General features: G+C 73.2%; 25 protein-coding genes. 17 read left to right on the plus strand and 8 right to left on the minus strand.

The window, feature by feature from the left end; all coding sequences use genetic code 11:
* The first annotated feature begins 218 nt into the window (after positions 1–218).
* The 10 genes from ACFW01_RS15600 to ACFW01_RS15645 all read left to right on the plus strand — a co-directional run bounded on the left by ACFW01_RS15600 (position 219) and on the right by ACFW01_RS15645 (position 10,819).
* Positions 219–632 carry a DUF3151 domain-containing protein gene (locus ACFW01_RS15600; protein ID WP_122616749.1) on the plus strand — a complete coding sequence of 138 codons (414 nt, stop codon included), beginning with the start codon at positions 219–221 and terminating at the stop codon, positions 630–632.
* 145 nt (positions 633–777) lie between these two features.
* Entirely contained in the window at positions 778–1,593 is an 816-nt protein-coding gene (locus tag ACFW01_RS15605) for a tryptophan 2,3-dioxygenase family protein (protein ID WP_234959375.1), read from the plus strand.
* Complete coding sequence (gene kynU, locus ACFW01_RS15610; RefSeq protein WP_234959376.1) at positions 1,586–2,815, plus strand: kynureninase; 1,230 nt, start codon at positions 1,586–1,588, stop codon at positions 2,813–2,815. Before ACFW01_RS15605 ends, kynU begins: the two co-directional genes overlap by 8 nt.
* 274 nt (positions 2,816–3,089) lie before the next feature.
* Positions 3,090–4,010: an alpha/beta hydrolase gene (locus ACFW01_RS15615; RefSeq protein ID WP_384504013.1), complete on the plus strand. Its 921-nt coding sequence runs from the start codon at positions 3,090–3,092 to the stop codon at positions 4,008–4,010.
* A 183-nt stretch (positions 4,011–4,193) separates the two neighbouring features.
* Positions 4,194–5,183, plus strand: coding sequence for an alpha/beta hydrolase (locus ACFW01_RS15620; protein ID WP_384504015.1), 990 nt, complete (start codon positions 4,194–4,196; stop codon positions 5,181–5,183).
* A gap of 148 nt (positions 5,184–5,331) precedes the next feature.
* Positions 5,332–6,570 (plus strand): acyltransferase, encoded by a 1,239-nt coding sequence (locus ACFW01_RS15625; RefSeq protein ID WP_384504052.1) that lies wholly within the window; start codon positions 5,332–5,334, stop codon positions 6,568–6,570.
* Positions 6,563–8,008, plus strand: a complete 1,446-nt coding sequence (locus tag ACFW01_RS15630; protein WP_384504017.1) for a sensor histidine kinase — start codon at positions 6,563–6,565, stop codon at positions 8,006–8,008. The genes ACFW01_RS15625 and ACFW01_RS15630 overlap by 8 nt, the downstream gene beginning before the upstream one ends.
* Positions 8,005–8,691: a response regulator transcription factor gene (locus tag ACFW01_RS15635; RefSeq protein WP_234959380.1), complete on the plus strand. Its 687-nt coding sequence runs from the start codon at positions 8,005–8,007 to the stop codon at positions 8,689–8,691. The genes ACFW01_RS15630 and ACFW01_RS15635 overlap by 4 nt, the downstream gene beginning before the upstream one ends.
* Positions 8,692–8,765: 74 nt before the next feature.
* Complete coding sequence (locus ACFW01_RS15640; protein WP_384504019.1) at positions 8,766–10,148, plus strand: sensor histidine kinase; 1,383 nt, start codon at positions 8,766–8,768, stop codon at positions 10,146–10,148.
* Positions 10,145–10,819 (plus strand): response regulator transcription factor, encoded by a 675-nt coding sequence (locus tag ACFW01_RS15645; RefSeq protein WP_234959382.1) that lies wholly within the window; start codon positions 10,145–10,147, stop codon positions 10,817–10,819. The genes ACFW01_RS15640 and ACFW01_RS15645 overlap by 4 nt, the downstream gene beginning before the upstream one ends.
* Positions 10,820–10,840: 21 nt before the next feature.
* Here the strand turns inward: ACFW01_RS15645 and ACFW01_RS15650 are convergent, their stop codons facing one another.
* Complete coding sequence (locus ACFW01_RS15650) at positions 10,841–11,443, minus strand: hypothetical protein (protein ID WP_384504021.1); 603 nt, start codon at positions 11,441–11,443, stop codon at positions 10,841–10,843.
* 149 nt (positions 11,444–11,592) lie between these two features.
* Between ACFW01_RS15650 and ACFW01_RS15655 the strand changes: the two genes are divergently transcribed.
* Positions 11,593–12,822 carry a cytochrome P450 gene (locus ACFW01_RS15655; RefSeq protein WP_234959384.1) on the plus strand — a complete coding sequence of 410 codons (1,230 nt, stop codon included), beginning with the start codon at positions 11,593–11,595 and terminating at the stop codon, positions 12,820–12,822.
* On the opposite strand, the gene ACFW01_RS15660 is transcribed toward ACFW01_RS15655, so the two are convergent.
* The 3 genes from ACFW01_RS15660 to ACFW01_RS15670 all read right to left on the minus strand — a co-directional run bounded on the left by ACFW01_RS15660 (position 12,805) and on the right by ACFW01_RS15670 (position 15,661).
* A complete protein-coding gene (locus tag ACFW01_RS15660; protein WP_384504023.1) occupies positions 12,805–13,053 on the minus strand; it encodes a hypothetical protein in 249 nt (82 codons plus the stop codon). The genes ACFW01_RS15655 and ACFW01_RS15660 overlap by 18 nt on opposite strands.
* An 80-nt stretch (positions 13,054–13,133) precedes the next feature.
* Positions 13,134–14,741, minus strand: a complete 1,608-nt coding sequence (locus ACFW01_RS15665) for an ABC transporter permease (protein WP_234959386.1) — start codon at positions 14,739–14,741, stop codon at positions 13,134–13,136.
* Positions 14,738–15,661: an ABC transporter ATP-binding protein gene (locus ACFW01_RS15670; protein WP_234959387.1), complete on the minus strand. Its 924-nt coding sequence runs from the start codon at positions 15,659–15,661 to the stop codon at positions 14,738–14,740. The genes ACFW01_RS15665 and ACFW01_RS15670 overlap by 4 nt, the downstream gene beginning before the upstream one ends.
* A 73-nt stretch (positions 15,662–15,734) precedes the next feature.
* Here ACFW01_RS15670 and ACFW01_RS15675 point away from each other — a divergent pair, with 73 nt between their 5' ends.
* Positions 15,735–16,241, plus strand: coding sequence for a MarR family transcriptional regulator (locus tag ACFW01_RS15675; RefSeq protein WP_234959388.1), 507 nt, complete (start codon positions 15,735–15,737; stop codon positions 16,239–16,241).
* A 208-nt stretch (positions 16,242–16,449) separates the two neighbouring features.
* On the opposite strand, the gene ACFW01_RS15680 is transcribed toward ACFW01_RS15675, so the two are convergent.
* Entirely contained in the window at positions 16,450–17,412 is a 963-nt protein-coding gene (locus tag ACFW01_RS15680) for a diacylglycerol kinase family protein (RefSeq protein ID WP_234959389.1), read from the minus strand.
* A 185-nt stretch (positions 17,413–17,597) separates the two neighbouring features.
* Between ACFW01_RS15680 and ACFW01_RS15685 the strand changes: the two genes are divergently transcribed.
* The 5 genes from ACFW01_RS15685 (at position 17,598) to ACFW01_RS15705 (ending at position 21,115) form a co-directional block, all read left to right on the plus strand.
* The gene (locus ACFW01_RS15685; RefSeq protein WP_087808122.1) at positions 17,598–18,881 is read left to right on the plus strand and encodes an adenylosuccinate synthase; all 1,284 of its coding nucleotides are present in this window, start codon (positions 17,598–17,600) and stop codon (positions 18,879–18,881) included.
* 83 nt (positions 18,882–18,964) lie between these two features.
* Positions 18,965–19,486, plus strand: a complete 522-nt coding sequence (locus tag ACFW01_RS15690) for a DUF3515 family protein (protein ID WP_234959390.1) — start codon at positions 18,965–18,967, stop codon at positions 19,484–19,486.
* 58 nt (positions 19,487–19,544) lie between these two features.
* Positions 19,545–19,745, plus strand: coding sequence for a hypothetical protein (locus ACFW01_RS15695; protein WP_234959391.1), 201 nt, complete (start codon positions 19,545–19,547; stop codon positions 19,743–19,745).
* A gap of 129 nt (positions 19,746–19,874) precedes the next feature.
* Positions 19,875–20,771, plus strand: coding sequence for a sigma-70 family RNA polymerase sigma factor (locus ACFW01_RS15700; RefSeq protein ID WP_384504027.1), 897 nt, complete (start codon positions 19,875–19,877; stop codon positions 20,769–20,771).
* 53 nt (positions 20,772–20,824) lie between these two features.
* Positions 20,825–21,115: a hypothetical protein gene (locus ACFW01_RS15705; protein WP_234959392.1), complete on the plus strand. Its 291-nt coding sequence runs from the start codon at positions 20,825–20,827 to the stop codon at positions 21,113–21,115.
* 18 nt (positions 21,116–21,133) lie between these two features.
* On the opposite strand, the gene ACFW01_RS15710 is transcribed toward ACFW01_RS15705, so the two are convergent.
* From ACFW01_RS15710 to ACFW01_RS15720, 3 genes are all read right to left on the minus strand, one after another.
* A complete protein-coding gene (locus ACFW01_RS15710) occupies positions 21,134–21,784 on the minus strand; it encodes a hypothetical protein (RefSeq protein WP_234959393.1) in 651 nt (216 codons plus the stop codon).
* 137 nt (positions 21,785–21,921) lie between these two features.
* Positions 21,922–22,659: a GntR family transcriptional regulator gene (locus ACFW01_RS15715; protein WP_234959394.1), complete on the minus strand. Its 738-nt coding sequence runs from the start codon at positions 22,657–22,659 to the stop codon at positions 21,922–21,924.
* A 180-nt stretch (positions 22,660–22,839) separates the two neighbouring features.
* The gene (locus ACFW01_RS15720; RefSeq protein ID WP_234959395.1) at positions 22,840–24,195 is read right to left on the minus strand and encodes an aspartate aminotransferase family protein; all 1,356 of its coding nucleotides are present in this window, start codon (positions 24,193–24,195) and stop codon (positions 22,840–22,842) included.
* Between the last annotated feature and the right edge of the window lie 9 nt (positions 24,196–24,204).

Genomic DNA, 24,204 nt, shown 5'->3' on the forward strand with positions numbered 1-24,204 from the left:
GCGACGTACCCGGACGCAGGGCTCCCGCCCGCGCGGCGTGCCACCGTGTGCCGACGTCCGGATCACGCCCCTAAGGGGCGCGGGGAACTGCGCGACCAGCCACGGCGCACCCGCGGCCGACGACGCACCCGCAACCGGCAACGCACCCGCGGCCGACGACGCACCCGCAGCCGCAGCCGACAGCGCACCCCGTCACACACATGCCGCAGACTTGACCCATGTCCATTCACGAGAACCTCCTCGGGGGACCGCCCCCGACCCACCTCCCCGACGACCCCGGGCCCCGCGAACTGCTGGCCGGCGGCACCTCCCCCGCCGACGTCGCCGCGAAGTACCCGACGTCCTCGCTCGCCTGGGCCCGCCTGGCCGACGAGGCGTTCGAACGGGGCAGCGTCGTGGAGTCGTACGCGTACGCCCGTACGGGCTACCACCGCGGCCTGGACGCCCTGCGCCGCAGCGGCTGGAAGGGGCACGGCCCGGTGCCCTGGGAGCACGAGCCGAACCGCGGGTTCCTGCGCGCCCTGCACGCCCTCGCCCGCGCCGCGCAGGCGATCGGCGAGAAGGAGGAGTACGAGCGCTGCGCCCAGTTCCTGAAGGACTCCTCGCCCGCCGCGGCCGAGGTGCTCGGCTAGCGCGAGGAACACCCCCGGCCCGTCCGCCGTGCGCGGGCGGGCCTTGCGGTTTCCTGCGACGATTGCGGAGGATGCCGTTGGGGACCGGGGCCCCGTGCCGGTAACGGCAGGGCGGACCGCTACCCGTGCACATCAGGAGACAGCGATGTCCCACGAAGCCCCGAATCTCGACTTCGAGGGCAGTACGCCGTACGAGGACTATGTCCAGGCGGACGTACTCACCCATCTCCAGCACACCCTCTCCGACGATCCCGGAGAGATGGTCTTCCTGGTCACGACCCAGGTCATGGAGCTGTGGTTCACCGTCATCGTCCACGAATGGGAGACCGCCGCCCGCGCCCTGCGCGAGGACCGGATCCCGGTGGCGACCGACGCGCTCAAGCGTTCGGTACGGGAGCTGGAGGCGCTGAACGCCTCCTGGACGCCCCTCGGGCAGCTCACCCCGGCCCAGTTCAACTCCTACCGGGCCGCCCTCGGCGAGGGCTCCGGCTTCCAGTCGGCGATGTACCGCCGCATGGAGTTCCTGCTCGGCGAGAAGTCCGCCTCGATGCTCGTCCCGCACCGCGGCGCCCCGCGCGTCCACGCGGAACTGGAGAAGGCGCTGCACGAGCCGAGCCTGTACGACGAGGTGGTCCGGCTCCTCGACCGGCGCGGGTACGACATACCGGACGCCGTGCTCCAGCGGGACGTCACCCGGAAGTACGAGGCGGCACCCGAGGTGGAGGCCGCCTGGACGGCCGTCTACAAGGGCGACCAGAACGGCGAGCTGGCCCGCCTCGGCGAGGCCCTCACCGACGTCGCCGAACTGGTCTGGCGCTGGCGCAACGACCACCTGGTCGCCACCCGCCGCGCGATGGGCTCGAAGACCGGCACGGGCGGCTCCGCCGGGGTGGCCTGGCTGGAGAAGCGGGCCCGCGGCAACGTGTTCCCCGAGCTGTGGACGGCGCGGTCCTATGTCTGAGCTGAGCAGCGAGGCCGAGCAGCTGGACCGCTCCGACCCGCTGGCCGCGCTGCGCGACCGGTTCGTCCTCGACGAGGTGACGTACCTGGACGGCAACTCGCTCGGCGCCCTCCCCGCGCACGTGCCCGCGCGCGTGGACGACGTCGTCCGCCGCCAGTGGGGCGAGCTGCGCATCCGTTCCTGGGAGGAGAGCGGCTGGTGGACCGCGCCCGAGCGGATCGGCGACCGGATCGCACCGCTGGTCGGCGCGGCGGCCGGGCAGATCGTCGTGGGCGACTCCACGAGCGTGAACGTCTTCAAGGCGCTCGTCGCCGCCGTGCGCATGGCGCAGGAGGACGGGAGCGGCGGCGACGGGGGCGGTGCGGGCCGGGACGAGATCCTCGTCGACGCCACCACCTTCCCCACGGACGGGTACATCGCCGAGTCGGCGGCCCGGATGACGGGCTGCGCGCTGCGCCCCGTCACCCCGGCCGAGGTGCCCTCGGCGCTGGCCGCCCGGGGCGACCGCACCGCCGCCGTGCTCCTCAACCACGTCGACTACCGCACCGGCCGCCTGCACGACCTGCCCGCGCTCACCCGCGCGGTGCACGCGTGCGGGGCGTACGCCGTCTGGGACCTCTGCCACAGCGCGGGCGCGCTGCCGGTCGGGCTCGACGAACACGGCGTCGACCTGGCGGTCGGCTGCACCTACAAGTACCTCAACGGCGGCCCCGGTTCGCCCGCCTACCTGTACGTGCGCCGCGACCTCCAGCCCCGCTTCGACTCCCCGCTGCCGGGCTGGAACTCGCACGCAGAGCCGTTCGGCATGCGCTCCGCGTACGCCCCGGCGTCCGGAGCGGTGCGCGGCAGGGTCGGCACGCCGGACATCCTCTCCCTGCTCGCCCTGGACGCCGCGCTGGACGTGTGGGACGAGGACGGTGTCTCGGTGGCGGCGGTGCGGGCCAAGTCGCTGGCGCTGACGGACTTCTTCCTGCGCTGCGTCGGGGAGTACGTCCCCGCCGGCCGGGTGGAGTCCGTGACCCCGGCCGCGCACGCGGAGCGCGGCAGCCAGGTCGCCCTGCGCTGTGACGACGCGGGCGAGGTCATGAAGCGGCTGATCGAGGGCGGCGTGGTCGGCGACTTCCGTGCCCCGGACGTCCTGCGCTTCGGTTTCACCCCGCTGTACGTCGGCTTCGCGGACGTGGAGCGGGCGGCCCGGGTGCTGGCGCGGACGCTGGGGTGACGCGCGGGAGCGACGCCGACGTGACGAGCGACGCCGACGTGACGAGTGGCGCCGACGTGACGAGTGGCGCCGGCGTGACGAGTGGCGCCGGCGTGACGCGCGGGAGTGGCGACGTCACCCGCTGGTGAAGGGTGGGGGCCGGGCGAATCGTTTGGTCCTCACCCAGCGTCACATCCCCATGTCCGTGCACGTCATCGGCCTGATAACGTCCCGCCAACGGCCGATTTCCACTCATCCGGTCCGCCAACACCGTTCCTTCGCAGAGAGGTTGAGCATGCCGGACGCCGCCGCAGAACCGGGCACCGCTGCCGCGAGGAACGCCGCGGAGGAGAAATCGGCCTTCGCGCACCCGGCGGTGGACCCCGACAGCACGGCCGGGTACGGCGACCACCCCGACCAGGTGATCGACTTCTACGCGCCGCGTGCCGCCGTGGGGCCGGGCGACGCCGCTCCCGTCGTGGTGGTCCTGCACGGAGGCTCGTGGCGGGCGCCGTACGACCGTCGCCATGTCAGCCCGTTCGCCGGGTTCCTGGCACAGCGGGGCTTCGCCGTGGCGAGCGTCGAGTACCGGCGCGGTGCGGAGGGCGGTGACGTCGGTACGGAGGGCGGTGACGCCGGTGCGGGCGGGCCCGTGGCGGGGCGGTGGCCCGAGACCCTCGACGACGTGGCCGCCGCGCTGGACGCGCTGCCCGGGCTGGTGGGGCGGCACCTGCCGCGGGCCGACGCACGCCGTACGGTGCTCACCGGCCACTCCGCCGGCGGGCACCTCGCCCTGTGGGCGGCGGCCCGGCACCTGCTGCCCGCCGACGCCCCTTGGCGCACCGACCGCCCGGCGCCGCTGCGGGGCGTGGTCGCGCTCGCGCCGATCGCGGACTTCGAGGTCGCCGACAAGCTCGAGGTGTGCGGGGGAGCGGCCCGCCAGTTCCTGGGCGGGGGCGGCCTGTTCGCCGAACGCCGTCCCTACGCCGACCCCGCCCTGCTGCTGCCCACGGGCATCGCGACGACCCTGGTCCAGGGCCGGGCCGACGTGGACGTGCCGCAGGCGGTCGCCGAGGCGTACGCCGACGCGGCGGCGAAGGCCGGGGAGGTGGTGGGTGTGACCCTGCTGGAGGACGTCGGCCACTTCCCGCTGATCGACCCGGCGGCGGACGCGTGCGCGGTGGTGGCGGAGGAGATCGCGCAGTTGGCGTGGTGAGCGCCGGGGAGGACGGGGCGACCCGCGGGGCGACCCCCTCGTGTCAGGCGTCGGCGTCGTACCCGTAATACCTGAGAGCTACCCGCCAGGTGAGTTCCCTGGCGGGACGCGGGTTACCCGGCCCGATTCATAACTTCCCTTGCAGGCGGGCCCGATGGGCGGGCGTGCCGGAGGGGAGCGGCCATGTGGAGCGGTGCGGCGGCACGTTGGCGGCGGCATGCGGGCAGGTGGCGTCGTGCCGTGTGCGCGGCTCTCATCACCGGTGCCGTGGTCCTCCCGCTCTCCGGTGCCGCGCAGCCCCGGATCCCGGCCCCGCCCCCCGCCGAGCCGCCGGCGCCGACGGCCGCCACACTGGCCGAGACGTACGCCGCCCACCGGGCCAACGCCGCCGAGGCGTCCCGGATGGCCGCCGACCACGGCGACCGTCACCGCGCCGCGGCCGACCGTGCGATGGCCGACCCCTCCCGACGCCTCCTCGCCTTCGACGGCCGGGGCGCCGGACTGGCCACCGAGGTACTCGGTGACCTGGCGCGGGCCGACCGTGTCGCCGTCCTGGTCCCGGGCTCCGACACCGGCCTCGACACCTACGGCCGGTTCCGCGCCGCCGCCGCCGCGCTGCACCGGCAGCTCGTCGCGCAGGCGCCTGCCGGTACCCGCACCGCGGTCATCGCCTGGCTGGGGTACGAGACGCCGGGCACGATCAGCACCGCCGTCGCCACGACCGGCCGCGCCGAGCGGGCGGCCCCGAAGCTGCGCGCCCTCGTAGCCGACCTGCGCCGGATCACCGGGCCCGGCACCCGCCTCACCCTGCTCTGCCACTCCTACGGCTCGGTCGTCTGCGCCCGCGCCGCCGACGGCCTCGGCGTCTCCGACATCGCCCTGCTCGGCAGCCCGGGCACCGGCGCCGACACGGCCGCCGGCCTGCGCAGCGGCGCCCGGATCTGGGCGGCGCGGGGCGACGACGACTGGGTGGAGCACGTCCCGCACCTCAGCACCGGGCTGTTCGGCACCACCGTCGGCTTCGGCACCGATCCGGTCTCCCCGGAGTTCGGCGCCCGGGTCTTCGACGCCGGCGACGGCGGCCACAGCGACTACTTCGACCCCGGCTCCCTCTCCCTGACGAACCTGGCCCGGATCGCCCTGGGCGCGACCACGGAGGTGACCCATGACTGATGTGACCCGAGCACCCCAAGCGACCCGGGCGGCCCGTGCGACCCAAGCGACCCGAGCGGTCCGAGTGGTCCGGGCGACCCGAGCGGTCCGGGCGGTCCGGGCGGTCCGGGCCACGCTGGCGGTCCGGGCGGTCCGGGCGACGCTGGAGATGCCGAAGACCCGGCCGAGCCCCACGCGGGACGCCCCCACCCGGTGGCCCGGTACCGCCCGGCGGAGCCTGCTCCGCTCCGCCGCCCGGATCGACACCGCCACGCCCGCGTCGAGGGACCGGGCCGTCGACGCCCTGCGTGCCTTCGCCATCCTCGGGGTGGTCCTCGGGCACTGGCTGGTGACGGCCCTGGTCGCCGACGGCAACGGCCTGCGTGCGGCCAGCCCGTTGCGGGACATGCCCTGGCTGGCCCCGGTCTCCTGGGCCTTCCAGACCCTCGCCGTGTTCTTCCTGGTCGGCGGCCATGTCGCCACCCGTGGCCACACGTCCGCCCGCGCCCGGGGCGAGTCCTACGGCCGCTGGCTGTCCGCCCGTCTCTCCCGGCTGTTCCGGCCGGTCCTGGCCGTCCTCGGCCTGTGGTCGGTGACGGCCGCGCTGCTGGTCGTGACCGGCGCGGAGTTCGGCACCGTCCACACGCTGGTGAAGCTGGCCCTGTCCCCGATGTGGTTCCTGCTGGTCTTCGCGGCGCTGACGGCGGCGACGCCGTTGCTGACGCGGCTGAGCCCGCTGTGGCCGCTGGTCGTCGTCCTCCACGTCGATCTGCTGCGCTTCGGTTTCGGCGCCCCGTCCTGGCTCGGCTGGCTCAACCTCGCGGCCGGCTGGCTGGTCCCCTTCACCCTCGGCGCCGCCTGGGCCCGCGGCGAACTGGACCGCCGCCGCAGCGGCTGGATCCTGCTCACCGGGGGTACGGCGGCGACCGCGGCGCTCGTCGCCTGGGCCGGCTATCCGGCTTCGATGGTGGGCGTCCCGGGCGCCGCGGTGTCGAACCTCAATCCGCCGACCCTGGCCGCCGTCACCTTCGGTCTGGCGCAGTGCGGCCTCGCCCTGTTGCTGCGCGACCGGCTGCGACGCGCGATGCGGCGGCCGGTGGCGTGGGCGGCCGTCGCCCTGGTCAACCTCTCCGCGATGACGATCTTCCTCTGGCACCAGACGGCGCTGATGGCGACCACGGCCGGCAGCCTCCTCCTGGGCCGCCTGCCCGGCCTGCACACGCGCCCCGACGGCCTGGAGTGGGTCGCGGCCCGGATCGCCTGGCTCCCGGTGTTCGCGCTGGTCCTGGCGGGCTGCTGGGCCGCGTTTCGTTCCTGCGAGCGCGGTGGTGCCCGGCGCCGTTCCAAGATCGTCCGGGCTCACCGCCCGGACGGCCGGACCGGGACGGCGGGTGCACGCCATGTCTAGGGTGGGGCCCGTGACACGACGGGGGATACGGCAGACGGTCCGGGGCCGCGTCGAACGCGCGCTGGGGGTGCTCCACGACGACCTGTGGACCTGGCGGCCGGATCCGCTGCCGCCGTCGGTGTGGCTGCGCTGGTTCCCGCACGGGATCGTCTGCCTGGCCGCCCTCGGCGTGCTGCTCGGCGACGCGGCCCAGCTCGGTGAGAACGGCCGGGTCGACCCCGGATTCGCCTTCGTCATCGCTCTCGCGCGGGCCGGTGCGATGGTCCTGGCGCTGTGGCGGCCGGTCGCGGCGTGGTGGCTGTCGATGGCGGGCATGCTGGTGGGGGCCTTCGCCGTGCGGGCCGAGATGGTGGCGGACGGGGACGGGTTCACCTGGCCCTGGACGGCCGCCGGGCTCATCGCCCATCTCTTCGTCCTGCTGTTGCTCGCCCTGCGGGTGCCCACGCGGGTGTCCCTGGAGGCGCTGGCCCTGACCGCGCTCACCACCTACCTGGTGCAGGGCGTGGTGGGTGCGTCGACCTTCCAGCCGACCGGGATGCTCGCCGTCATCCTCTTCACGGTCGTCGTCGTTCTCGGCATCGCCCTGCGCGGCCGCCGCGAGGCGCGCTCGGAGCTCGCGCAGCAGACCTCGCTCACCGCCGAGGAGCGGGCCCGGCGCACCCTGCTGGAGGAGCGCAGCCGCATCGCGCGCGAGCTGCACGACGTGGTCGCCCACCACATGTCGGTGATCTCCATCCAGGCCCAGGTCGCCCCCCTCCTCGTAGAGAACCCGCCGGACGAGCTGAGGGAGAACCTCGCGGGCATCCGGCAGAACGCGCTGGAGGCGCTCACCGAGCTGCGCCGGGTGCTGGGCGTGCTGCGCTCCGAGCACCCCGACGTACTGGAGGAGTCCGAGGGCGGCGATCCCCTGCCGCACGCCCCGCAGCCCACCCTCGACCGGCTCGACGCGCTGGTGGAGAACACCAGGGCCGCCGGACTGACCGTCACCACCCAGGCGAGCGGCACGCGCCGGCCCCTGCCGCCCGGCGTGGAGCTGTCGGCGTACCGGATCGTCCAGGAGGCGCTCAGCAACGTCCTGCGGCACGCGCCCGGCGCGACCGCCCGGGTCCACCTCACGCACCTCCCGATCGGGCTGCGCGTGGAGGTCTCCAACACCCGCCCGAAGCGGGCGCCGGCGCCGTCGCAGGGGGCGGGGCACGGGCTGCTCGGCATGCGGGAGCGGGTGGCGATGCTCGACGGGAGCCTGACCGCGCACGCACTGCCGGGCGGTGGCTACCAGGTGGCGGCGTTCCTGCCGGTCGACGCCGAATCCGCGGTCGACGCCGAATCCGCGGTCGACGCCGAATCCGCGGTCGACGCCGAATCCGCAGTCGTCCCCGAACCCGCCGGCACAGACGAAACCCCCGCCCACCACATCCCCGAGGACGACACCCGATGACCACCAGCAGCGACGGGCGCGTGATCCGTGTCCTGATCGCCGACGACCAGCAGATGGTCCGGCAGGGGTTCAGCGTGCTGCTCAACACCCAGCCGGACATCGAGGTGATCGGGCAGGCGGTGGACGGCCGGGACGCCGTCGCCAAGGTCGCCGAGCAGACCCCGGACGTCGTCCTGATGGACATCCGCATGCCAGAGCTGGGCGGCATCGAGGCCACCCGCCTGATCACCGGGGCGACCCCGGAGATCAGGGTCCTGGTGCTGACCACCTTCGACCTCGACGAGTACGTGTACGAGGCGCTGCGGGCCGGGGCCTCCGGGTTCCTGCTGAAGGACGCGTCCGCCGACCAGCTCGCCGAGGCGGTCCGGGTGGTGGCGTCCGGGGACGCCCTGCTCGCGCCGGGCATCACCCGCCGCCTGATCGCGGAGTTCTCCCGGCTGGACGACCGGCCGCGCGCCCCGCTCAAGGCCCGCGTGGGTGAGCTGACCGAGCGGGAGACGGAGGTGCTCGCCCTGATCGCACAGGGCCTGTCGAACGCCGAGATCGCCCAGCGCCTGGTCGTCGCCGAGCAGACGGTGAAGACCCATGTGGGCCGCATCCTGGTGAAACTGGGGCTCAGGGACCGCACCCAGGCGGCCGTGTTCGCCTACGAGTCGGGCCTCGTGCGGCCCTCGGGGTACTGAAGCCGGTGGACGCGCGCCGACCGTCCCCGGCCCCCGTAGTACCTGAGGCGGATGCCCAAGGACCCCTCTCACTGGTGACGACGGCCCCTCCCGCCGCCGCCTACCGTGGCAACGTGACCGAGACGACCCAGACGGGTAGCACGCCCCCCGGCGACGCGAGCGCGACCCGCAGCCCCGAGTACCGGCTGGCCAAGGACGCCCTGAGCGGGCTGCGCGAGGACCTGTTCCACGACGCCTTCGCCTACCGCCCGCTGTCCCGCACGGCCCCGGACGCCCCGTGGGTCCGCCGCCTGCCCGCACGGATGCGGCCGTACGCGGCCCGCGTCCCGTACCTGGCGGTGGCCGGCGCGGCGCTGCTGTGCTTCTACGGCGGCCTGGTGGGCGGTTACAGCAGTCAGTGGACCCTGCTCAGCGGGCTGGTGTGCGCGCTCCCGGTGCTGGCCACCCTGGTCCGGCCGGTCGGCGCCTTCTGGATGTCCATGGTGGCCACACCCCTGGTGGCGCTGCTCGGCAGCAGCTGGGGGGACTGGCCGTGGCTGCCGGGGTCGTTCATGTGCCACACCGCCGTGCTGGTGATCGTGGCGATACGCACCCGCCCGCGCACCGCCGTGTGGATGTGGGTCATCACCGCGGCCTACGCCTTCTTCAACGAGTCCCTGTGGGGCCCGGGCCAGTACGGCAGCAACTCCGCACCCCTGCTGGTGCTCACCGCCTTCGCCCTGCTCGCGATCTCGCTCTGGCACATCCGCCGCGACGCCCGGCAGCAGGTGACCGCCCAGCAGACGGTCACCGCGCACGAGCGGTCCCGGCGCACCCTGCTGGAGGAGCGCACCAACATCGCCCGTGAGCTGCACGACGTGGTCGCCCACCACATGTCGGTGGTCGCCATCCAGGCGGAGGCCGCGCCCTACCGGGTGGAGAATCCGCCGGAGGAGCTGGAGCGCGCCTTCGCCACCATCCGGGAGAACGCGGTGGCCGCCCTCACCGAGCTGCGCCGCGTCCTCGGTGTCGTCCGCGCCGAGGACTACGAGGCCCCGGACGCCCCGCAGCCCACGCTGACCGACCTGGACGCCCTGCTCGCCAACGTCCGCGAGGCCGGCCTGGGCGTGGAGAAGGCGGTGACCGGCGCGGTGCGCGAGCTGCCGCCCGGCGTGGAGCTGTCGGCGTACCGGATCGTGCAGGAGGCGCTCAGCAACACCCTGCGGCACGCGCCCGGCGCGACGGCCCGCGTGGAGGTCTCCTACGTCCTGGGCGGCCTGGGCCTGCGCATAGTCAACACCGCCATCCCACAGAACACCCTGGTCAAGCCGTCCCCCGGCGCCGGACACGGAGTCACCGGCATGCGCGAGCGCGTCTCGATGCTGAACGGCGAGATGACGGCCGGCCCGACCGAAGACGGGGGATACGAGGTGGCGGTGTTCCTGCCGGTCACCGCGGTGAGCGAGGGTGACGCATGACCGGGAGCACGATCCGGGTCCTGATCGCGGACGACCAGATGATGGTGCGCGAGGGCTTCTCGGTCCTGTTGAACGCGATGCCGGACATCGAGGTCGTCGGCGAGGCGGTCAACGGCCGTGAGGCGGTCGACCGCGTCCGCGAACTCGCCCCCGACGTCGTCCTGATGGACATCCGCATGCCGGAGCTGAACGGCATCGAGGCGACCCGCGAGATCGTCGCCGCCGACGGCACGTCGAAGGTCCTGGTGCTGACCACCTTCGACCTCGACGAGTACGTGTACCAGGCGCTGCGTGCGGGCGCCTCCGGCTTCCTCCTCAAGGACGCCTCCGCCCGCCAGCTCGCCGACGGCGTCCGGGTGGTCGCGGCCGGGGAGGCCCTGCTCGCGCCCTCGATCACCAAGCGCCTGATCACCGAGTTCTCCAAGCTCTCCGACGCCCCGCGTCTGATGCCCTCGGCGCAGGCGGCCTACGGGGATCTGACCGAGCGGGAGACGGAGGTCCTGGTGCTGATCGCGCAGGGCCTGTCGAATTCGGAGATCGCCGAGCGCCTGGTGGTCGCCGAGTCGACGATCAAGACGCACGTCAGCCGCATCCTGGTGAAGCTGGGCCTCAGAGACCGCACCCAAGCGGCGGTGTTCGCCTACGAGGCACGGCTGGTGACCCCTGGCTGACCGGACCAGCCGGCATCGGCCTCAGTGGCCGCCCCGGTTCTTGACGCAGGGGCCCGTGCCCGGCTGCGGTTCGATGTAGGCGCCGTGGACCTTGCTGGTCAGCTCGTCCTTCGTCACGCGGCCGGACACACACGTGACTCCCGTGTGGACGCTGTAGAACCCGTTGCCGATGTAGACGCCGTGTTCCTCGCCGCAGCCGAGACGGTTCAGCGCCGCCGCGATCCGCTCGTCGCTGAAGGCGCCGTACTCACCGGCCCCGCCTTCCTGCCGGACCTTCTCCAGCTCCGTGCGGATGAGCTTCGCCGACGCCTCCCCGATGGCGCGCTTCTCGGCCGTCATCCGCGCCTGCATGCGGTAGGCGTGGTTCTCGGCATGGTGGGGGGCCAGATCCTGGTTCTGCTCCTGGTGCTTGCTGCTGACGCGCGGCGCGGGAGAAGACGGCGGACTCGAGGGGACCACGGCAGGCTGCGCGCACTTCGGCCGGGAGGTGGGGGGAGGCGAGGACCAGGATGGGGCCGACTGCGGCCGCTCGGCCTTCTGGGTGCCGCATCCGGTCACCGCGATGGCGACGAGGGCGGCTGCGGCGGCTGATCGTCTGATGGGCATGGGCATGGGCATGGGCATGGGCAGAGTCTCCGGCCCAGGACCGCTGGCGTCATGAGTGCGGGTACTCACCTGCGCCGCCGTCGTCGTCGTCGCCGCGCCGCCGTCTCGGCCCGAGCTGTCGCCAGGGCCTCTGGGCAGCGGCCCGGTCGGCGTCCTATCGTCCGTCCATGACGGCTGAATCCGATGTATCCGACCTCGCGTTCGACCCGTGGGACCCCGCGTTCGTCGCCGACCCCTACCCCGCCTTCACCGACCTGCGGGACCGGGGCCGGGTGCACTACTACGCGCCGAGCGACCAGTGGCTGGTCCCGCACCACGCGGACGTCTCGGCGCTGCTGCGCGACCGGCGTCTGGGCCGGACCTACCAGCACCGTTTCTCGCACGAGGAGTTCGGCCGCACCCCGCCCCCGCCGGAGCAGGAACCCTTCCACACGCTCAATGACCACGGGATGCTCGACCTGGAGCCGCCGGACCACACCCGGATCCGGCGCCTGGTGTCGAAGGCGTTCACGCCGCGCACGGTGGAGCGGCTGAAGCCGTACGTGCGCGCGCTGGCGGACGACCTGGTCGCCGGGGTGGTGACGGCGGGCGGCGGCGATCTGCTCGCCGACGTGGCCGAGCCGCTGCCGGTCGCGGTGATCGCCGAGATGCTGGGCATCCCGGAGGCCGACCGGGCCCCCTTGCGGCCCTGGTCCGCGGACATCTGCGGGATGTACGAGCTGAACCCGTCCGAGGAGACGGCGGCGAAGGCGGTCCGCGCCTCGCTCGACTTCTCGGAGTACCTGCGCGGGCTGATCGCCGCCCGCCGCAAGGAACCCGGCGAGGACCTCGTCTCCGCTCTGATCGCGGCCCACGACGAGGACGACGACCGCCTCACCGAGCAGGAGATGATCTCGACCTGCGTGCTGCTCCTGAACGCCGGTCACGAGGCCACGGTGAACGCGACGGCCAACGGCTGGCTCGCCCTGTTCCGCAACCCGGACCAGCTGGCGGCCCTGCGCGCCGACCACTCCCTCGTCCCGACCGCGGTCGAGGAGCTGATGCGCTACGACACCCCGCTCCAGATGTTCGAGCGCTGGGTGCTGGACGAGATCGAGATCGACGGGACGACCATCCCGCGCGGCGCGGAGGTTGCGCTGCTGTTCGGCTCCGCCAACCACGACCCGGCGGTCTTCGCCGACCCGGACCGCCTCGACCTCGCCCGCCGGGACAACCCGCACATCTCCTTCAGCGCCGGCATCCACTACTGCATCGGTGCGCCGCTCGCCCGGATCGAACTCGCGGCATCCATGACGTCCCTGCTGGAGCGGGCCCCGACGCTGCGGCTCGCGGCGGAACCGGAGCGGAGGCCGAACTTCGTGATGCGGGGTCTGACGGGGCTACCCGTGCACCTGTGAGCGCCCGCGACCGCGCCGCGTGAGCAGCCAGGCGCCCAGTCCCCACACCAGGCCGGGCAGGACCGCGCCTCCGACCGCGACGAGGGGCAGTTCGACGAGGGCGGTGGTGAGGTCCATGCCGTTGTTCTCGAACGCCATGCCCAGGTGCCGCTGGGTCCGCGCCGACCGCCACCACAGGACCAGCGCCACCACGGCCCCCACGGCCGCCACCACACACCCACCGCACGTCATCGCGTCTCGCCTCATGCCCGTGAGGACGCCGCCGACCGCCCTCACGGTTCGCCCCTGAGCCTTCACCGGCCCCCGAAGGCTCAGGTACTCATGTCCCGCCGCCGCAGCCCCACCAGCCCCGCCGCCACCAGCACCCCCGCGATCAGCAGCAGCACCAGCACCGGTGACCAGCTCATCTCCCCGCCCGGCAGCTTCGGCAGATGACCGAAGGGCGAGACGTCCAGCACCGCCTGCGGCACGTCCAGCGCCGGCCCCACCCAGCCGAGCAGCAGCACCGCTCCCGCGACCCCCCACGCGGCGACCGCGCCCCGCGGCAGCACGCCGTGCAGCAGCACCGCCGCCCCGCCGATCACCCACACCGCGGGCAGCTGCACGAGGCACGCGCCGAGGATCGCCCCGGCGTCCCGCCCGTAGCCGGCCGCGAAACCGGCGCCGCCGAGCAGCATGATGAGCGCCGCGCCGCCGAAGGCGACGACGAGGTGTCCCGCCGCCCACCGCAGCCGCCCCACGGCGCTCGCGAGCACCGGCTCCGCGCGCCCGGACGTCTCCTCGCCGCTGAGCCGCAGCACCGACGCCACGACGTAGAGCGCGGCGACCAGCCCGAGCATCCCGACCATCGCCGACACGAACGCGTCGGTGATCCCCGCCTGTCCGCCCATCCGCTCGATGATCTGGCGGGCCTGTTCGTTGTCCCCGACCAGGTCCGCCACGCCCTCCGTCACCCCGCCGTACACGAGGCCGGCGAGGAGGAAGCCGACGCTCCAGCCGAGGACGCTGCCCCGTTGCAGCCGCCAGGCCAGCGCGCCGGCCGTCGAAAGGCGCCCGGTGGCCGGTCCCGGCCGGGTCGGCAGGAAGCTCATGCCGAGGTCCCGGCGCCCGGCGAGCCTGTAGGCCACCGCGCCCTGCACCACCGCCGCGCCGGCGATCAGCGCCAGCACCCACCACCGCTCGTCGGCGAAGGGGCGCAGGTTCTCCAGCCACCCGAGCGGCGACAGCCACGTCAGCGCCGACGAACCGTCGGCCGTCGCCGAGTCACCGGCGGCGCGCAGCACGAAGGCCCCGCCCAGCACCCCGGCCGTCAGTCCCCGGGCCAGCCGCGCGCTCTCGGTCAGCTGGGCGACGATCGCCGCCATGGTCGCGAAGAGCATCCCGACACCCGCGACACCCAGCCCGAAGGCCACCGCTCCGGCCGCCCCCTGTCCGGCCAGTCCGGCGGTCACGAGCAGCGCGAGGGCGGCGTTCGCGACCGCCGCCGTGAGCAGGGCCGCCGTCAGCGAGGCGCGGCGGCCGACCATCCCGGAGGCGACGACCTCCTGCCGTCCGCTCTCCTCCTCGTCGCGGGTGTGCCGTACGACGACGAGGAGGCTCGTCACGGCGGCGAGCGCGGCGGCGTACACGCCGACCCGCCAGGCGGTGAGGGCGCCCAGGCTGTCGTCGAAGAGCGGGCCGACCATGGCGCGCAGCGAGGAGTTGGTCTCCATCTGCCGCACGAGGTCGGCGCGTTCGGCGGCGGTGCCGTACAGACCCTCGATGGTGCCCGGCATGGAGAGGACCATGAGGGCGTTCACCGCGACCCAGACCGGGATCATCACCCGGTCCCGGCGCAGCGCGAGCCGCAGCAGTGTGCCGGTGCCGGCCAGTTGGCGCGAGCTGCCCGGCCGTACCCCGAGGGCGGCGGTGGCGGTCATCGCGCCGCCACCTCCTCGGCCTCCTCACCGATGGCGTCCTCGGCCTGGTAGTGCCGGAGGAACAGCTCTTCCAGCGTGGGCGGCGTCGACGTCAGCGACCGCACGCCCGACTCGCTCAGCGCCCGGAGTACGGCGTCCAGTTTGTCGGTGTCGACCTGGAGCCGGACCCGGTGGCCCTGGACGTCGAGGTCGTGCACGCCGGGCAGTGCCGCCAGGCCGTTCGGCGCACCCGCGAGTTCGGCGCTCACGCTCGTGCGGGTCAGGTGGCGCAGTTCGGCGAGCGAGCCGCTCTCCACGGTCCGCCCCTTGCGGATGATGCTGACGCGGTCGCACAGCTCCTCGACCTCGCTGAGGATGTGGGAGGAGAGCAGCACCGTCCGGCCGCGCTCGCGCTCCTCGGCCACGCACCGCTGGAAGACCTCCTCCATCAACGGGTCGAGCCCGGAGGTGGGTTCGTCGAGGATCAGCAGGTCGACGTCGGAGGCGAAGGCGGCGACGAGCGCGACCTTCTGCCGGTTGCCCTTGGAGTACGTGCGTCCCTTCTTGGTCGGGTCCAGCTCGAACCGCTCGACCAGTTCCGTGCGGCGCGCCTTGTCCAGGCCCCCGCGCAGCCGCCCGTAGAGGTCGATGACCTCGCCGCCGGAGAGATTGCGCCACAGGGTCACGTCACCGGGCACGTAGGCGATCCGCCGGTGCGCCTCCACGGCGTCGGTCCACGGGTCGCGGCCCAGCACCTGGGCGGCACCGGAGTCCGCGCGCAGCAGGCCGAGCAGGACGCGGATGGCGGTGGACTTGCCGGCGCCGTTGGGTCCGAGGAAGCCGTGCACCTCGCCCGTCTCGACCTCCAGGTCGAGCCCGTCCAGAGCGTGCGTCCGTCCGAACGACTTGTGCAGCCCGGAGACGCTGATTGCCTTCGTCATGATTCGGAACGTACAGTGCATTCACAAATTTGTGAAGTTAAGAAAGCGTCAGGATGTGAGGGATGATCGAAGAATGAGCGAAGCGGCGGAGGCCAGGGACGCGGGGCGTGATCCCGAGGCGGTGTCGAAGTTCGTCGAGGGCTTCGCGGCCCAGCTCGTCGAGGCGGGGATGCAGCGGATGCCGGCCCGGGTCTTCGCCGCGCTGCTGGCCTCCGACTCGGGCTCACTGACCTCGGCGGAACTGGGCGAATGCCTCCAGGTCAGCCCGGCCGCCGTCTCCGGCGCCGTGCGCTACCTCTCGCAGCAGCACATGGTCTCCCGCGAGCGCGAACCAGGCTCCCGGCGGGAGCGGTACCGGGTGCACAGCAACCAGTGGTACGAGGCCCTCACCAACCGCGAGGCCATCATCAAGCGCTGGGAGAGCGCCCTGCGCGAGGGCGTCGCGAGCCTGGGCGCGGAGACCCCGGCGGGCCGCCGCATGTCGGAGACGCTGGCGTTCTTCGAGTTCGTCGACGAGGAGATCGCCGCGATGATGGAACGCTGGCGGACCCACCGCGAGAAGACCTTCGGCACACCCTGACCACCCCCCGCCCCCCCAGCCGCCGCCGACGACGCCCCACCGAACCACCGGCACCGGCCGCAGCCGACGACGCCCCGCCGAACCACCCGCACCCGCCGACGGCGAGGACGCCCCACAGGGGCCACCCGCACCCGACAACGGATGCCGCACGGGTGGTGCGGGTGGGAACAAGAACGCCGAAGGCGAAGCCGAGGCGTCCAGGCGACGTCTACCCCACCGGCAACGTCAACCCCCACGCCCCCTCCCGCACCGTCCACGTCCGAGTCCGCACCGGCCCCGAAACCACCGCGTCCGCGCGATAGCGAAAGTCCGCCCCCGACACCGTCACCGTCCGCCCGCTCGCAGTCACCGGCCCCGCCGCAGACTCCGCCCCCACCGCCAGCCGACGCACCTCCACCACGACCATCCCCGCCGCCCCGGGTATCAGCGACACCGCCTCGACCGGCTGATCGAGATCCACCAGCGTCTGCCCGTCGACCTCCACCCGCAGCCGGGCCGGTGTCCCACCCGCCCCCGCCCCCGGCGCCACCGCCGCCCTCGCGGGCCGCGAGGAGGCCAGGGACCGCACGAGCGACTGACAGGTCCGCAGCCAGGGACGACCCACCCCGGACGCCCCGCCCACCGCGTTCGGGTCCGCGCCCGCGTCCGTTGCCGTGCCCGCGCCCGCGCCCTCACGTCGTCCCCGGGGACCGCCGGAGGCAACCGGCGGAATCCCCACCGCCCCCAGCACCACCCCGTCGCTGTCGTCGACGAGCAGATCCAGTCGCCGCTCCGCCCCGTCCAGCACGGCCCGGGCCGCCGCCACCGCCCCGGTGGGCAGCCCCAGCGACCGGGCGAGGCCCAGCGCCGAGCCCACCGGCACCACCGACAGCGCGCACCCCGCCAGCTCCCGCCGCCGGTGCAGCAGGCCCACCGCCCGCAGCAGCGCACCGTCGTCACCGACCACCACGGGCCGCCGCGAACCTCGCCGTCCGAGCGCCCGCGCGAACTCCTCCGGGCCGTCCGGCAGACACACCTTCGTACCCGCCGCACCCGCGCTGAGCACGTCTTTCGCGATCCTGACGGACTCCCCGTCGGTCCTCCGGGCGACCGGATCGACGACCACCAGAAGCTGGTCGGGCCTCGCGGATGAGTGCGTGGAAGAGCTCACGGAAGTCGCCACCTCGGCCATGCCTCGCTTCCTCGGGTAGCATCTTTGTGCAAGAGCCCCTTGCGCTATTGCGCCAGGGGCTTCGTCTATTCCGGGGCATCCGGTCCGACGGTTGGCGGCCAACGACGGTCGCGGTGTACGTGGCTCAAGACCGCCGCGTACTCCCTCGACCTTGGACATGCCCCGCCCGGAAGGGGTGTACGCGCGTGCCCGCACTTGTGCTGCTCGGTGCTCAGTGGGGTGACGAAGGCAAGGGAAAGGCGACGGACCTGCTCGGTGGTTCCGTCGACTATGTGGTGCGCTACCAGGGCGGCAACAACGCCGGCCACACGGTAGTCGTGGGCGATCAGAAGTACGCCCTTCACCTGCTCCCTTCCGGAATCCTGTCTCCCGGCTGTACGCCGGTCATCGGTAACGGTGTCGTTGTCGACCCGTCGGTCCTGTTCTCCGAGCTGAGCGGGCTGAACGAGCGCGGCGTCGACACGTCCAAGCTCCTGATCAGCGGAAACGCGCACATCATCACGCCGTACAACGTGACCGTCGACAAGGTGACGGAACGCTTCCTCGGCAAGCGCAAGATCGGCACCACCGGCCGCGGCATCGGCCCGACCTACGCCGACAAGATCAACCGTGTCGGCATCCGCGTCCAGGACCTCTACGACGAGTCGATCCTCACCCAGAAGGTCGAGGCGGCGCTGGACGTCAAGAACCAGATGCTCACCAAGCTCTACAACCGCCGGGCGATCGCCACCGGCCAGGTCGTCGAGGAGCTGCTGGGCTACGCGGACAAGCTCGCCCCGTACGTCGCCGACACCGTCCTGGTCCTCAACCAGGCCCTCGACGACGACAAGGTGGTCCTCTTCGAGGGCGGCCAGGGCACGCTGCTCGACATCGACCACGGCACGTACCCCTTCGTCACCTCCTCGAACCCGACCGCGGGCGGCGCCTGCACCGGCGCCGGTGTGGGCCCGACGAAGATCAGCCGGGTCATCGGCATCCTCAAGGCGTACACGACCCGCGTCGGCGCCGGTCCGTTCCCGACCGAGCTGTTCGACGAGGACGGCGAGGCCCTGCGCCGCATCGGCGGCGAGCGGGGCGTCACCACCGGCCGCGACCGCCGCTGCGGCTGGTTCGACGCGGTGATCGCCCGCTACGCCACCCGCGTCAACGGCCTCACCGACTTCTTCCTGACGAAGCTCGACGTCCTCACCGGCTGGGAGCAGATCCCGGTCTGCGTGGCGTACGAGATCGACGGCAAGCGCGTCGAGGAGCTGCCGTACTCGCAGTCCGACTTCCACCACGCGAAGCCGGTCTACGAGACGCTGCCCGGCTGGAGCGAGGACATCACCAAGGCGAAGTCCTTCTCCGACCTGCCGAAGAACGCCCAGGCGTACGTGAAGGCGCTGGAGGAGATGTCCGGCGCCCCGATCTCCGCGATCGGCGTGGGCCCGGGCCGGGACGAGACGATCGAGGTCAACTCGTTCCTGTAGGAGCTGTGGGAGCTGTAGGAGACTGAGGTCAGCTGTAGGAACCGCGGGAATCCGCGGACGTAGGGCGACGGAGCGAGTGGAACATGCGGATCGGCAACCCCCTCCCCGTCGCCCTGCGCCGAAAGCCCACCACCCGGACGTGGATCTGGCTGACCGTCGCCGTCGTCGCCGTGACCGGCGGGCTCTTCTACGTCGACGGCCACCGCGTCCCCGCCGCCCCGCACGCGGACGACGCCAAGTGCGACAAGATCGTCTCCCGCCTGCCGGACGGCATACCCGGCGCCTCCCGCGACTGGGCCCTGGGCGACGGGGTCGCGTCCTGGGGCGGCCAGAAGGCGGTCTTCCGGTGCGGCGCCGAGGAACTGCCGCCGAACATCAACCTCTGCGTCACCGTCGACGGCGTCGACTGGGTCCTGGACGAGGACCGGCTGAAGCGCGACGGCGTGAGCGTGCTGCGGACGTACGGCCGCTCACCGGCCGTGGAGTTCACGTACGACGGCCCGCGCGAGGAGGTGGGCGGCATCCTCACCGCGCTCGACCCCGCCGTGCGGTGGATCCCGCAGCAGCGCAAGTGCATCGGCCTGGACGACGCCGACGTCCTGTAGCCCTTCGTTCGGCCCCCTCCGCCGGGCGCCGGTCCCGGCGGTGGTGTCGGATCGGGGCATGACCGACCGCCACAGCGCCGCTTCCTGCCAGGGCCCGTACGGCGGCGGGGCCGGGCCCGAAGCCTGCGGCGACCCGGCCCGCTTCGAGGTCGCCCGGCATCTGCGCACGCCGCTGCGGGTGTGCCCCGTACACCTGGGCCCCTCGCTGCTGCTGGCCGAGGGCGTGCTGTGGCCGCCGGAGATCATCCTCGTGCGGTGAGCAGGCCGGTGAGCAGGCCGGTGAGAAGGCCGGGAGGCCGCCGGGCGAGCGCGCAGGCCGGAGTGGTTCACTGGGGGCGACCCGCCCGCGACGGCGCGGGGACGCGGGGACGCGGAAGGAAGCCGTACGGTGCCCGGACGATCCGACGACGACATCGCACGTCAGTTCGAGCTGGACCGGCCCCGGCTGCGGGCGGTCGCGTACCGGATCCTCGGCTCCCTCGGCGAGGCCGACGACGCCCTCCAGGACGCCTGGCTGCGCGCCGACCGCACGGACACCTCCGACGTGGCGAACCCCTCCGGCTGGCTCACCACGGTCGTCGCCCGGGTCTGCCTCAACATGCTCCGCGCCCGCGCGGGCCGCCGAGAGGATCCGCTGGAGGACGTGCTCCCCGGCTCCCGATCCGGCCCCCGGTCCGGTCCCCGGCCGGCCGACCCGGAGGAGGAGGCCCAGCTCGCCGACTCCGTCGGGATCGCGCTGCTGATCGTCCTGGACACCCTGGGCCCCGCCGAACGGCTCGCCTTCGTACTGCACGACATGTTCGACGTGCCCTTCGACGACATCGCCGAGATGCTCGCCAAGACCCCCGCGGCCACCCGCCAGCTGGCCAGCCGCGCCCGCCGCCGGGTCCGGGGCGTCCCCGCGCCGGCCGCCGACCCGCCCCGCCGGCGCCGCGCGGTCGACGCCTACCTGGCGGCCACCCGCGGCGGCGACTTCGACGCGCTGGTCTCGCTGCTCCACCCAGACGTCGTCCTGCGCGCCGACGCCGCGGTCGTCCCGACGACCGAGCCCGTCACCATGTCCGGCATGGAGCGGGTGGCCAGGGGAGCGATGGCCTCGATGGCCAGGGCGCGGTCCGCCGCCGTCGTTCTCGTCGACGGCCTGGCCGGCATCGCGACCGCCGCACACGGCCGGCTGGGCGTGGTCCTCCGCTTCACCTTCGCGGACGACGACCGCATCACCGGCATCGACGTGATCGCGGAACCGGAACGCCTGAACGAACTGGACATCTCGGGCGTAAGCTGAGGTCGTACACGCTGAGTTCGTACACGTCGCGTCGGCAGAAGAAGGTGAGTGCGATGCGCGTGCTGCTCAAGGCGACGCTGGACACGGAGAAGGCGAACGAGGCGCTCCGCAGCGGGAAGCTGCCCGAGCTGATCAGCCGGACGCTCGACCACGTCAGGCCGGAGGCCGCCTACTTCGGCCCCCTGGGCGGTCGGCGGACGGCCCTGATGGTCTTCGACATGCAGGACAGCTCGGAGCTGCCGTCCACCGGCGAGCCCTTCTTCACCGAGCTGAACGCCGAGGTCGAGGTGTCCCCGATCATGAACGCCGACGAACTGCGCAAGGGCCTCTCCCAGCTCGGCTGACCGCGCCGGACCGTCCGGTCAGCTGAAGACGATCATCGACCCCTGCGCCAGGCTCCGGGTGGCCGCCGCGTGCAGGCCCAGCCACACGTGGCGCTCCCGGGCGAAAGGGCTGGAGTCGTAGGGCGCGGGCACGGCCGGTTCCTCCAACTCCGTCGGCGCGAGCGGCGGCTGCGGCGGCGCCGGGGGGTTGGCGGGGTCGATGCCGAGGGCCGGGGCGACGGACTCCAGCTCCCGCAGCAGGGCGTGCGAGGAGCCCAAGGGGCCGCCGCCCGCGAGGAGTTCGTCGTCGGCGAGCGGGTGCGGGAAGTCGACCGGGACGTAGGCGCCCGCGTGGTCGTAGTGCCAGACCAGGTGCGACTGCTGGGCCGTCGACTCGAACATCTCCAGCAACTGCTCGTAGTCACCGCCGAGTTCGTCCACCGGTGTCACCGGCAGCCCGCACACCTGGAGCAGATGTGCCCGGCGCAGGAAATGCAGCGCGTCGTAGTCGAAACCGGCCACCGGCCCGACCTCGCCGGTGAGTCCCGGCATGTACTGGTACACCGGCACCGGCGGCAGCCCGGCCTCGGCGAGCACCTTGTCGTATTGCGCGAGTTCTTCGGCGAACGGGTTGTCCGGCGTGTGGCACAAGACGTCGACGAGCGGTACCAGCCACAGGTCACAGGCCAAAAGAGGGCTCCTCACACAGCACAGCGGGTCAGGAAAGGGTAGTCGGTGCGTGTCGCGTGCAGGTCCCATACCCATCTGGCGCCCGACCACGACACCTCAGCCGTTGGTCATCCGGCCGTTGATCATCCGGCCGTCGGTCATCCGGCCGTCGGTCGTCCCCCGCTGGTCCCAAAGTCGTCCCGGGCGAGCCGTTCGACCAGCGCGAGCGAGTGGGCGTTGTACGCGTGCACCAGCGACCGTGCGCCCGGCACGTCGCGGCGGGCGAGGGCGTCGACCAGCTCGGTGTGCCCGGACCACAGCGCGCCGCGCAGCTCGCTGAGCCGGCGCAGGTGCTGCACCGTGCACACCCAGGACTGCACGCGCAGCCGGTGCAGGAAGTCGGAGAGGTAGGCGTTGCCGAAGAGGACGGCAAGCTCGCGCCAGAAGCGCAGGTCGTAGCCGATGAGGACGGTCAGGTCGCCGGCCGCGGCGGCGCGCTGGGCCTCCTCGCCCCGGCGCCGCACCCCGGCGAGGGCCGCGGCGACGCGCGGGTCGGCCGGGTCCGGGCCGCCCTCCAGGTCCCCGGCCAGGGACAGGAACATCCCGTCGGTCACCAGGTTGCGGGCCTCGACCATGCCGCGGAAGTCGTCGACCGAGTACTCGTGCACCCGGAAGCCCCGGTGGTGGTCGGCGTCCAGGAGCCCCTGCGCGGACAGGTCGACCAGGGCCTCCCGCACGGGCGTCGCGGACACCCCGTACTGCTCGGCGATCTCCTTGACGGTGAACTCCTGCCCCGGCTGGAGCCGGCCGGCCAGCACCTCGTCGCGGAGCGCGTCGGCGATCTGCTGCCGCAGGGTGCTGCGCGTGACGGCACCGGTGCCGCTGGGGCCGGGCATGGGCGGGCGTCTCCTCGTCGCGGGCGGGGCGTGCGTCCCCCGGGGCGGGCACGCAGGGCTCGCACACCTGTCTACGGTGTACGAGCACGCCACCATACGCGCCGACGCCCCCTCCCTGCCCGCAAGCGGGCAGGGACTCCACGGTGTACTCCTGCTGCTACTCGCTGTACCCGGGCCTTACTACTCCGTGTACTCGTCCGCCACGGAGAGCGCCGTGTCCAGGACCGCCAGGCCCTCCTTCAGCTCGGCCTCCGAGATGTTGCACGGCGGCACGACGTGCGTGCGGTTCATGTTCACGAACGGCCACACGCCGTGGGCCTTGGCGGAGGCGGCGAACGCGGACATGGGGGTGGCCGCCTGCCCGGTCGCGTTGTAGGGCACCAGAGGCTCCCGGGTCTCCCGGTTCTTCACCAGGTCCAGCGCCCAGAACATGCCGGTGCCGCGCACGTCTCCCACGCTGGGGTGCCGCTCGGCCAGCTCCCGCAGGGCCGGCTCGACGACCTCGGCACCGAGGCGCGCCGCGTGCTCGACGATGCCCTCCTCGGCCATCACGTTGATCGTGGCGACGGCCGCCGCGCAGGCCAGCGGGTGCCCGGAGTAGGTCAGGCCGCCCGGGTAGGGACGCTCTGCGAACGTCTCGGCGATCTTCCCGGAGATGGCGACACCGCCCAGCGGCACGTACCCCGAGTTCACGCCCTTGGCGAAGGTCATCAGGTCGGGCACGACGTCGTACAGGTCGGCCGCGAACCACGTACCGGTCCGCCCGAACCCGGCCATGACCTCGTCCAGCACGAAGACGATGCCGTACTTGTCGCAGATCTCGCGGACCCCGGCGAGGTAACCGGCCGGTGGCATCATGATCCCCGCCGTGCCCGGGACCGTCTCCAGGACGATCGCGGCGACGGACGCCGGGCCCTCGAAGGCGATCGTCGTCTCCAGGTGCTCCAGCGCCCGCGCGCACTCCTGCTCCTCGGTCTCGGCGTAGAAGCGCGAGCGGTACAGGAAGGGGCCCCAGAAGTGCACGACACCGGCGGTGCCGCTGTCGGAGGCCCAGCGGCGCGGGTCGCCGGTGAGGTTGATCGCCTGCTGGGTACCGCCGTGGTACGAGCGGTACGCCGACAGCACCTTCGGCCGCCCGGTGTGCAGCCGCGCCATGCGCACGGCGTGCTCGACGGCGTCGGCGCCGCCGTTGGTGAAGAAGATCTTGTCCAGATCGCCGGGCGTCCGCTCGGCGATCAGCCGGGCCGCCTCCGAGCGCGCCTCGACGGCGAACGCGGGCGCGAACGTCGTCATCCTCGCCGCCTGCTCCTGGATCGCGGCGACGACCTTGGGGTGCTGGTAGCCGATGTTGGTGTAGACGAGACCGCTGGCGAGGTCGAGGTAGCGCTTGCCCTCGTAGTCCCAGAAGTACGATCCCTCGGCGCCGGCGACGGCGAGCGGGTCGATGAGCTCCTGGGCGGACCAGGAGTGGAAGACGTGCGCGCGGTCCGCGGCCTTCACGGCGGCACCGGCCTGGAGGTGGGGCTCAGGAGTCATGCGGCCGAG

The organism is Streptomyces sp. NPDC058985, assembly GCF_042740985.1.
GTDB lineage: Bacteria > Actinomycetota > Actinomycetes > Streptomycetales > Streptomycetaceae > Streptomyces.